Raw genomic sequence first — 9,647 nt, forward strand, 5'->3', positions numbered from 1 at the left:
CTCGGGTGACAGCAGCAGGACCCAAGAGACCGGCCCCCTTCCGCGCGACGCGGAAGGGGGCCGGTCCGTCGTCACCTCTGGACGAACACCGCCACGCTGCGCGCCGGCACGGTGAACGTGCCGGACGCCCGGTCGAACGCGGCGGTCCGCAGCACCGGGTCGGCCGACGTCAGCAGCACCGGGTGCAGTGCCACGTTCGCGCCGCGCAGACCGGTCACCGTCTGCGCCGCCGCCGTCGGGGTGCTGTTGAAGACGACGGTCAGCGACGTGTACGGCCCGCCCAGCCCGCGGGCGTCCAGGGTCATGGTGAGCACGCCCGGCGTCTCCTGCGCACCGGACAGCGGGAACGCCACCCGCCGCTGCACCTGCTCGGCGGTTGCCAGCCCGAAGACCGGCGACGACGCCCGGATGCGCAGCAGTTCGGCGTACCGGGCGTCGGTGGTGCCGATCGCCGCGCAGTCCGGCACCAGCGCCGGGTCGGCCAGCAGCGGCCTCGCGTACGACCACTTGTCCTCGTTGTCGGGCGCGGGCGGCAGACCGGCGCCGAAGCCGTTGCCCTGTTCGCAGTTCCAGCGGATCTGGTTGAACCAGTCGCCGGAGTTGTACGAGTTGCGGTCCAGCGACTTCGACCGCAGCCGTTCGGTGCCGGCGGTGACGAACCCGGTGCCCTGCCCCAGCACCACCGTGCCCAGCGCCAGCACCTGCATCCGGGAGCGGTCCGCCGCCGCCGTGGCCTGCGGCAGTTTGTACGCCAACGCGTCGTACAGGATCTCGTTGTCGTGCGCGTCGACGTAGGTGACGGCCTCCCCCGGCGCTGCCGTGTAGCCGGCCGGGGAGCCGTTGTAGTCCACCTGCGCGCCGGTGACCTGCCGTCCGGCGGTGTCGGTGAACCGGTATCCGCGCAGATTGCCGGTGAGCCCGACCTTGATCAGGTCGTGGGCGTGCAGCAGGCGGGCCTTCTGCTCGGCCGCCGACCCGTTGACGGCGTCGCCGTTCGGGTCGGTGTAGAGGCCGGACGCGAAGCCCTGGACGCGCGGGTTGGCGTCGAACGGGCCGCCGCCGCGCACCGCGTCGCGCAGCCGGTCGTTGAAGGTGCCGATGCCGGTGCCGGCCATGTTGGCCTGGGTGGCCTGCACGAACCGGGCGTCGTTGGCGACCTCGCCGAAGTTCCAGCCCTCGCCGTAGAGCATGATCGCCTTGCCGTCCACGCCGTCGCGGGCGACGGTCAGCCGGTCGAGGGCCTTGCGGACGGCCAGGATGTTCGCCTTCGGGTGGTGCCCCATCAGGTCGAACCGGAACCCGTCCACCTTGTACTGCGTGGCCCAGGTGACAAGCGAGTCGACCACCAGCTTGCCCATCATGGTGTGCTCGGGTGCGGTGTTGGCGCAGCAGGTGGAGTTGGCCACCGTGCCGTCCTCCAGCAGCCGCTGGTAGTAGCCGGGCACGATCTGGTCGAGCACCGACTTGTCGTCGGTGCCGGCCGCCGAGGTGTGGTTGTAGACCACGTCCATGACCACCCGCAGGCCGGCGTCGTTCACCCCGGCGACCATCCGCCGGAACTCGGCGGTCCGCGCCGCGCCGGCCGGGTCGACGGCGTAGCCGCCCTCGGGCACGGTGTAGTGCAGCGGGTCGTACCCCCAGTTGTAGCCGTCGGTTTCGGCGACCGCCGTTACGCACTTCTGCTGCTCGGCCGAGTCTGGCGGGAGCGCCGCCAGGTCGCAGGCCGGCTGGCGCTGCTCGGCCCGCTTCTCCGGAATGGTCGCGAAGTCGAACGCCGGCAGCAGGTGCAGGTGGGTGACCCCGGAGTCGCCGAGCGCCCGCAGGTGGGTCATGCCGGCGCTCTTCGGCTCGGTGAACGCGAGGAACGTCCCCCGCCGCTCGGCCGGCACGGTCTCGTCGGCGATGGAGAAGTCCCGCACGGACAGCTCGGTGATCTGCGCCTTCGCGGCCGGCACCGGTGCCGGTTTGCGCAGCGTGCGCCACCCGGGAGGGGCCAGCGCCGGGTCGTTCAGGTCGACGAGTTGGCTGTGCGTGGAGTCCGCGGCGAGGGCCACCGAGTAGGGGTCGGTGACCGACGCGGTGACCACCCGCTGCGCCGCCGGCTGCCACGCCTGCACCTGGTAGCGGTAGTACTTCCCGACCCAGGAGTGGTTGCCGCGCACCGACCACACACCGGTGCGGTCGTCGCGGCGCATCGGCACCGTCGTCGGCTGCGCGGTGGGTGAGTCGAACAGGTGCAGCGCCACGCTCCGGGCGGTCGGCGCCCACAGCGCGAGGCTCGGCGTCCGGCCCGCGAAGGTGGGCCCGAGGGTGGCGTCGGCCGCCCGCGCGTACACGTCGTCGAGCACGCCGGGGATCTGCACGCCTGTCGCTGCGAGCAGCGCCCCCTTGGCGTCGCGTTCGGTGACCAGCAGTTGCCCGCGCAGCGCCGCCGGGACCTTGGCCAGGTCACCCCGGTCCAGGACCAAGCTGCGGTACGACCACAGGTGCGGGAACGCCGTGCGCTGGGCCTCGGTGAGCCCGTTGCGCTGCGCGGACAACGGCAGACTGGTGTACGTCCCGGTCAGCTCCCCGTCGACCACGCTGACCCCGCCGGTCGGCGCGGTGACAAGCGCGTACGTCCTGCCGTCGGTCGGTGGTGTCTGCCAGGCGATGGTGGACCTGTCGATCCAGTGCGCCTTCTGCCTGCTGATGTCGGTGTCCCCGCTGGCGCTGGTCGCGGTCGTCGGCAGCAGGCGGCCCGGGGTGGCGGCGAGCAGCCACACCTCCCGGCCCGCGCTGGCGAAGTCGAGCCGCTGGTCGTCGGGCAGGTCCTTGGTGTCGCCCTTGTGGATGATGTAGTTCAGCCCGGTGGCGCCGGCCGCCAGCGGCACCCGGAACACCGCGCCGAACGCGTCGACCGAGGTCGGCGTGAGCGGGCTGGACCACTCCGTCGGGGTGGCCGCGCCGTCCCACAGGTGCAGGCCCCAGCCGTCGTAGTTGCCGTCGGCCCGCCGGTAGTGGATCACGGCGGTGCCCTCCTCGACCGGCGGGGCCGGTTCACCGGCGGCTTCCTGCCGGGTCGGGTAGATCGCCGGGTCGCCCTGCTTGAGCCAGATCTCACCGGTGGAGGTGACGTCGATGCTGCGGTCCTGGGCGACGTCCTTGGTGCCGTTGGAGTCGACCACCACGAAACCCACGGACTTCGCGCCCGGCTTGAGTTTCACCCACGCGAACCGGCCGTAGGAGTCCTCGCCGGCGAACGGCTGCCCCTTGGGCCACTCGGTGACGTACGCCGGGTCGATGTCACCCCACGCGTACAGCCCCCAGTCGTCGTACCCACCGGCGGGGCGCTGGTAGTGCACCACCGCCCACTCCCGGGACTTGCCGACCGGCGGCGTACCGACGACGGCGGTGGACCGGGCCGTGGCGGTGCGGCCCCGGCCGTCGCGGACCACCGCCTTGTACTCGACCCGGGTGCCGCCGGCCAGGCCGGTCAGGTCGTGCTGCACGGTGTACGGCGCGTGGTCGGCGCTGCCCAGCAGCGTCCACTTCCCGCCCGCGACCCGGGCCGCGACGGTGACTGTGGCGAGGGGGTCACCGGTCACCTGGGCGGTGACGGCGGCCCGGGTGGCGACGGGCGCGTCCGGGGCCGGGCTGGTGATGGTGACGCGCGGCGCGCCGGCCGGGCGCGCGATGGGGGTGCCGGCCCGGTGCACCACCGCCGACAGCGGCGGCACGGTGAGGGTCAGTCTGCCGTCGGCGCCCGCCGTGGCGGTCTGGCTGCCGCCGTAGATGCCGGTGAAGGTGGCGCCGGCCGACCAGGTGTCCACGGTGACAGTCTGCGCGGTGTCGGCGTTGTTCACCGCCACCACGTACTCGGTGCGGTCGGCGGGGGCGATCCGGGAGGCGGCGAAGACACCCGGACCGTCGGTGGCGTACCTGGTGACCTGCACACCGTCGCGCAGCGCCGGGTGCGCCTGGCGTAGCCGGCCCAGCTCGGCGATGGTCCGGTACAGCGGATGGTTCGTGTCGAACTGGTCGCTGGCGTGGGTGCGGTCGGTGCCGAGCAGGTCGTCGTCGAGGTAGTCGGGGACCTTCGACGCGAACATGTCCTGGCGGGCGTCCTTGTCCCCGCCGGGGCCGGTGAAGCCCTGCTCGTCACCGGAGTAGACCACCGGCTGGCCACGGGTGAGGAACATCAGCTGGTGGGCGAGCTGGTCACGGCGCAGGTGGCTTGCCTCATCGGTGCCGCCGCCGGCGATGAACGAGCCGATCCGACCCATGTCGTGGTTGCCCAGGAAGGTGGTCAGTCGACCGGCGTCGGTGTCCCGGGCGGCGTACAGGTCGTCGCGGGCGTACACGTCGGCCAGTGCCTTCGCCGAGCCGGAGCCCGCCGTGTAGCCGCGCGCGGCCTCCTGGAAGGCGAAGTCGAGGGTGGCCGGCAGCCCGCCCTGCCGGACATAGCTGGAGGTGATCTCCGGGTCGGCGCTGTACACCTCGCCGAACATGAAGAAGTCCTTCTTGCCGGCCTTCTCGGCGGCCCGCTCGATGCCCGCGCTGAACTGCGGCCAGAAGTCCATGTTGACGTGCTTCACGGTGTCCAGCCGGAACCCGTCGACGCCTGTCGCGCCGATCCAGTCCCCGTACGCCTTGGTCAACCCCCGCACCACCTCGGGACGTTCGGTCCACAGGTCGTCCAGGCCGAAGAAGTCGCCGTACTCGCTGTTCTCGCCGGCGAAGGTGGAGTCGCCCCGGTTGTGGTACATGGTGGCGTCGTTCAGCCAGGCCGGCACCTTCACGGTGGCGTCTCCCGGCTCGTCGAACGTCGGCGTGTACGGGAACGACTCCCGGTCGACCGGCGGGAAGGCGCGGCTGCCGTCGGCGTAGTTCCGGTCCTCGAACGCCCGCCCCTGCGCGTCGGTGTACGGCGAGGTCGCCTTGTCCACGTAGGCGTACTTGTCCTCGGCGTACCTGATGACGTCGGCGGTGTGGTTGACGATCACATCGAGGTAGATCTTGATTCCGCGCTGGTGGGCGAGCCTGACCAGCCGCTTCATCTCCTCGTTGGTGCCGAAGTGCGGGTCCACCTGGGTGAAGTCGGTGATCCAGTAACCGTGGTAGCCGGCCGAGACGTCGTCTCCCTCGCCCTGCACGGGACGATTCTTGAAGATCGGGGCGAGCCAGATGGCAGTGGTGCCCATCCCCTGGATGTAGTCGAGCTTGTCGATGACGCCCTTGAGGTCGCCGCCGTGGTAGAAGCCCTTGTCGGCCGGGTCGAGCCCGGTGCGCAGCCGGTCGCCGGTGAGGCCACCGCGGTCGTTGCGGGGGTCGCCGTTGGCGAACCGGTCCGGCAGGACGAAGTAGAACTGCTCGGCGCGTGCGGAGGTGCCGCCCGCCTTCAGCAGCGCGTCGGCGGTGGGTTCGTCGCGCCACTGGACGGCGCCGGCGGCGGCCAGGGCGTCGGCACCGGACGGACGGGGGTCGTCGGTGGCGCCGAGCTGGCGCACCGCGACCGGGGCGCCGACGAGGGTGACGGTGAGCAGAGAGACGAGAGCCAGCAGGGCGGTGCGCGGTATCGGCGGGGGTTTCATCGACGCCTTCCTCTGGTGGATTGGCCGCACGCTAACCCTTGCCGAAACATTCTGCAATACCTTGCAAACATAGTCGCAACAAAGCAGCGTCCTTGCGGAAGCAGCGCGTCAGAAGCCGCTACACCGCACCCCGTCGACCGTGCACCCCCGCGGCGTGACGGACGCCCGCTCCAGGTGGAATCGCAGCGCCGCCGACCCGCCGGGCGGCACGTCAACCCCGCTGACGTACGTGAAACCGCCGTCGAACTGCCGCACCGTCCCCTGTGGCACACCCTCCACCCAGGTCGTCACCAGCCGTCCACCTGCGGAGAACTCGAAGCGCACCGTCCAACCACGACGGACGCCTGACGCGTTGACGATGAGCACCTCACCGATGAACCCGCCGTCGAAGCTCTGCACCACCCGGTACCGGCCACTGACCGCCGGCGCCTGCGGAACGCGCGTGGGCGCCCGCGTCGGCGTCGCCCCGGCCGTCGGCGCCCGCGACACCGCCGGGCCGCTCGACGGCACCCCGCTCGCACGCGGCGACAGCCCCGGCAACAGCGCCGCCGTCGACGACCCCGTCGGCGTCGGCGTCGGCTCACCCGACGGAACCGGCGGCTCCTGCGGCAACGGCAACGCCGGCGGAGGCGACCCGGCGTCCGGCGCCGGACTACGCCCCCGGTACGCGCCCAAAGCCACGATGAGCAGCACCACCATCACCACGACACCGGCCAGCACCACGATCCAGGGCGACGAGGCGATGGCGACCGGACCACTGGACGGTCGACGGGCACGACGCATGCCGGACATGTACCTCCCTCAGCAGGCCGTCCGGGCAGCGTAGCGACCGACGGCCAGGCCCGGAAGCGCCGACGACGACCCGGCGATCAGCCGAGGCGGCAGGCCAGCCCGTTCACCGTGCACCGCAGCGGCCGGGTCCCCGACTCGCCCCAGCCCAGCCGCAACCGCACCGTCCAGGTGTCGCCCGGAGCCAACGAACGGGTGCCCCGCAGGACGAACTCGCCGTCGCCCCTCCCCCACACGGAAACCCCCGAGTCGTCGTTCACCCGCAGCGCCCACACGTCGTCGTCGTACGCCAACTCCACCCGCCAGTCCACCGACTGGCCCGTGGAGTTCGTGACCGACAGCACCGCGGCGGTCCCGTCGCGGCCATCCGTGCCGACCTCGTACCGCGCGCTCACCGTCCTCGCCGACGTCGACGCCGCCGCCGGCCCGCTCACCCGCCCGGGCGACGGCGACGCCGTGGCGACCCGGGGCGACGGCGCCCTACTGCTCCGCGACGGCCGCGGCGACACCGTCCGCCGCTCCACCCCCGCCGGCGTCGGCCCACCCGTGGGCGACACGGCCGCCGGCACCGTCGGCAGGAACACCGGCGGCGCGGCCCGCGGCCCGTCACCCCTCTCCCGGGTACGGAACGACAGCAACGCGACAACCAGCAACGCCACCAGCACACACACGCCGAGCAGCACCACAACCCACGGCACCGACGCCAACAGTCGAGCCGTCCGCGCCTCTGCCGCACCCTCCGGCCGCACCGCCATCAGGTCTCCCCTCGTCCCCACCGACGCGCCAGCGTAGCCAGCACCGACGGATCGGGCCGATCGGCCCACCCGACACCACGAACGGGCCGGTCGCGCAGACGACCCCGGCCGATCAGGCCGTCCGGACGACCGTGCAGATGACCGGCTCCGCATCGGCGGTACGCAGCAGATAGCGGTACCGCTCACCAGGCACCGCACACCCCCGGCTGTCCAGGAACTCCCACTCCACCGCCACCATGACCAGCAGCGCGGACAACGGCTGGACGTCCTCGATCCGGGCGTGCGCCGCGACCAGCTCCCGGTCCTGGTAGTCCGGGGCGGCGCCCACGAAGGACAGCGCCACCGCCGCCGGCGAGGTGAACGAGAAACTGTACGTGTCGGCCACCACCAGTCCGGGCAGGGCGTAACAGCCGGCGAGGGCCGGCAGGTCACCGGAGACCAGCGCCACGCCGTACCGGTCGAAGAAGTCCGCCAGCGTGTCGAGATCGGTGGAGGCGTTCACGGCGACAGCAATTGCCGGTCACCGGCCCGGTCAAACCTCAACGCGACGGAACGTGGACCTCGATCTCCGCACCCAGCCCCGCACCCGAGGCCAGACCCAGATCGTCCCCGCTCCAGAACCGCCCCGGGTCGTACCAGTTCGGACGCCGTCCCGCCGGCAGCAACCCCATCGCCTCATAGGTCACCGCCACCACCTCCGCGCAGTACGCCGTCTCCAAGGCCCGCTCCCGCGCCCGCGCCTCGGACGTCCGGGCCGGCCGGGACCCGAGGCGCCCGGGACGCGGCAGCGCCGGCACCCGCCCCCGCACCCACCGCCACGCCAGTTGCGCCGTCGACGGGAACGGCGTCCCGTCCAGGCGCGCGATCGTCCGCAGCACGGCCCGTTCCATCTCCCCGTCCGCCGGCGGGTCGAGCTGCCGCAACCAGGCCCGCTGGCCGTACCGGTTGGCCCAGACGCAGACCGCGTCACGCAGGTCGTGCAACTGCACGCCCCGCTGATGACCGCCCGACCACAGATCGGGCAGCGACCGGCCCAGCTCCGCGTGCCACATCAGCGGCGGCATGTCGTCCAGCACCACCGCCATCCCGACGTGGTTCACCGGGCTGTTGGTGGTCAACTGGATCGCCCGGTCCGGCACGCTGCGGCCCCGGAACACCCACACGTCACCGGTGCGGGTCAACTCGACGGCCTCATCCAGGCTGATGCTCATGAGGGTCTACCCTAGGCCGATGCGGCAACGGATGCGGTGGTGGAAGGTCCTCGGGCTCGCCGGCCTCGCCGGCGTCGCGGCGTCCGGCGTGGTCATCGCCCGCGCCGAACGACGGCGGCGCGCGTACACCCCCGAGGAGATCCGGCAGCGACTGCTGGAACGGCACGCCCAGGCCGGGGAGACCTCCCCTGTGGACGACACGCGGGGCACCGTCACCGACGGGTGACCGATATCGTGCGGAGATGACGACGCCCGTCGCCGAGCGACCCTTCGTCCTGACCACACCCCCCGCGCCCGTCGAACGGCACGGCACCGTCGACCTGCACCTGCCCGCCCGCACCGGGCCGGCGCCGGCCGTCGTCGTGGTGCACGGCGCACCACTGCCACCAGACGTGCCCGACCCCCGCGACTGGCTGCTCTACCGCGGCTACGGCGCACTGCTCGCCGAGAGCGGCGTGGTCGGCGCGCTGATCAGCTACCAGGTCACCGACCTGTCGGCACTGCCCGCCTCGGCCGACGACATCGCCGCGATGGTCGAGCAGGTCCGCGCCGACCCCCGGGTCGACCCCGACCGGGTGGTGCTCTGGTTCTTCTCCGGCGGAGGCCTCTTCGCCGCCGACTGGCTCCGCGACGCGCCGCCCTGGCTGCGCGGAATCGCCCTGACCTACCCGCTGCTCGTCCCGTTCCCCGGCTGGGACGTCGACGCGCGGTTCCTCCCCGTCGACGCGCTCGCCTCCGGCCCCGGCGTCCCGCTGGTGCTGACCCGCGCCGGACGGGACATCCCCCCGGTCCTGGCCGGCATCGACGCGTTCCTTCCCGCGGCGACCACCCACGGCTGGCAGGTCCAGGTCATCGAGGTGCCGGACGGGCAGCACTCCTTCGAGATCCTCGACCACACTGCGCGGTCCAGCGAAGCCGTACTCGCCGCCCGCGACGCGGTCCTCGCCCTGCTCGACACCCCCTGACCCACCGCGCAGACCCCGCAGGTCGCCTCTCCTCGCATGATCGTGCTCGATCCCTGTTCCAGTGGTCTCCCGCGCACCCCCGAGGGGCCTCTTTCCGGGATCGAGCACGGTTCGGGACCGTGCGGAGCCATTTGTCCGGTTTGGCGGTGAGTGTCCGGGACCGCTGTGGTCTTCGGCGGCATTCGGGGTCCGAGGCGGTCAAGATTCGCGCAACTTTCGGGGAGTTGCTGCCTCAGCGCGTGGTGAGGCAGCAGTTTCCCGGATACTGCGCGGATCTTGAGAGTGTGGGCTGCGCCTTGTGTCCGCTCGCGCCTGGTGACCCCGGCGGGGGTGGGCTGTGCGGGGTTCGGGTTG

At 72.3% G+C, this 9,647-nt stretch carries 9 protein-coding genes; 4 read left to right on the top strand and 5 right to left on the bottom strand.

Annotated features, from left to right (window positions below):
- Positions 1 to 71: 71 nt before the first annotated feature.
- On the bottom strand, positions 72 to 5,573 hold the full coding sequence (gene pulA, locus FHG89_RS08540; protein ID WP_139583822.1) for a pullulanase-type alpha-1,6-glucosidase: 5,502 nt from the start codon (positions 5,571 to 5,573) through the stop codon (positions 72 to 74).
- Positions 5,574 to 5,681: 108 nt separating this feature from the next.
- A complete protein-coding gene (locus FHG89_RS33625) occupies positions 5,682 to 5,972 on the bottom strand; it encodes a cellulose binding domain-containing protein (RefSeq protein ID WP_244295272.1) in 291 nt (96 codons plus the stop codon).
- Positions 5,973 to 6,015: 43 nt separating this feature from the next.
- On the opposite strand from FHG89_RS33625, the gene FHG89_RS33630 reads away from it, so the two are divergent.
- Positions 6,016 to 6,399, top strand: a complete 384-nt coding sequence (locus FHG89_RS33630; RefSeq protein ID WP_244295274.1) for a hypothetical protein — start codon at positions 6,016 to 6,018, stop codon at positions 6,397 to 6,399.
- A gap of 43 nt (positions 6,400 to 6,442) precedes the next feature.
- Here the strand turns inward: FHG89_RS33630 and FHG89_RS08550 are convergent, their stop codons facing one another.
- The gene (locus FHG89_RS08550) at positions 6,443 to 6,706 is read right to left on the bottom strand and encodes a hypothetical protein (RefSeq protein ID WP_139583823.1); all 264 of its coding nucleotides are present in this window, start codon (positions 6,704 to 6,706) and stop codon (positions 6,443 to 6,445) included.
- Between FHG89_RS08550 and FHG89_RS08555 the strand changes: the two genes are divergently transcribed.
- Positions 6,693 to 7,154 carry a hypothetical protein gene (locus FHG89_RS08555; RefSeq protein ID WP_139583824.1) on the top strand — a complete coding sequence of 154 codons (462 nt, stop codon included), beginning with the start codon at positions 6,693 to 6,695 and terminating at the stop codon, positions 7,152 to 7,154. The two genes, FHG89_RS08550 and FHG89_RS08555, sit on opposite strands and share 14 nt — an antisense overlap.
- Before the next feature lie 75 nt (positions 7,155 to 7,229).
- Here the strand turns inward: FHG89_RS08555 and FHG89_RS08560 are convergent, their stop codons facing one another.
- Together FHG89_RS08560 and FHG89_RS08565 are read right to left on the bottom strand one after the other, a co-directional pair.
- Entirely contained in the window at positions 7,230 to 7,619 is a 390-nt protein-coding gene (locus FHG89_RS08560; RefSeq protein ID WP_139583825.1) for a hypothetical protein, read from the bottom strand.
- A gap of 37 nt (positions 7,620 to 7,656) precedes the next feature.
- Positions 7,657 to 8,328, bottom strand: coding sequence for a hypothetical protein (locus FHG89_RS08565; RefSeq protein ID WP_139583826.1), 672 nt, complete (start codon positions 8,326 to 8,328; stop codon positions 7,657 to 7,659).
- Between the two features lie 19 nt (positions 8,329 to 8,347).
- Here FHG89_RS08565 and FHG89_RS08570 point away from each other — a divergent pair, with 19 nt between their 5' ends.
- Together FHG89_RS08570 and FHG89_RS08575 are read left to right on the top strand one after the other, a co-directional pair.
- Positions 8,348 to 8,554 carry a hypothetical protein gene (locus tag FHG89_RS08570; RefSeq protein WP_139583827.1) on the top strand — a complete coding sequence of 69 codons (207 nt, stop codon included), beginning with the start codon at positions 8,348 to 8,350 and terminating at the stop codon, positions 8,552 to 8,554.
- A 16-nt stretch (positions 8,555 to 8,570) separates the two neighbouring features.
- Positions 8,571 to 9,293, top strand: coding sequence for a dienelactone hydrolase family protein (locus FHG89_RS08575; protein ID WP_139583828.1), 723 nt, complete (start codon positions 8,571 to 8,573; stop codon positions 9,291 to 9,293).
- Positions 9,294 to 9,647: the final 354 nt, after the last annotated feature.

This window comes from Micromonospora orduensis, from assembly GCF_006228125.1.
GTDB lineage: Bacteria > Actinomycetota > Actinomycetes > Mycobacteriales > Micromonosporaceae > Micromonospora > Micromonospora orduensis.

Excerpts from the sequence above, each read along its gene's own strand:
- pulA (WP_139583822.1), bottom strand. The coding sequence starts at position 5,573 with ATGAAACCCCCGCCGATACCGCGCACCGCCCTGCTGGCTCTCGTCTCT.
- FHG89_RS08565 (WP_139583826.1), bottom strand. The coding sequence starts at position 8,328 with ATGAGCATCAGCCTGGATGAGGCCGTCGAGTTGACCCGCACCGGTGAC.
- FHG89_RS08570 (WP_139583827.1), top strand. The coding sequence starts at position 8,348 with ATGCGGCAACGGATGCGGTGGTGGAAGGTCCTCGGGCTCGCCGGCCTC.
- FHG89_RS08575 (WP_139583828.1), top strand. The coding sequence starts at position 8,571 with ATGACGACGCCCGTCGCCGAGCGACCCTTCGTCCTGACCACACCCCCC.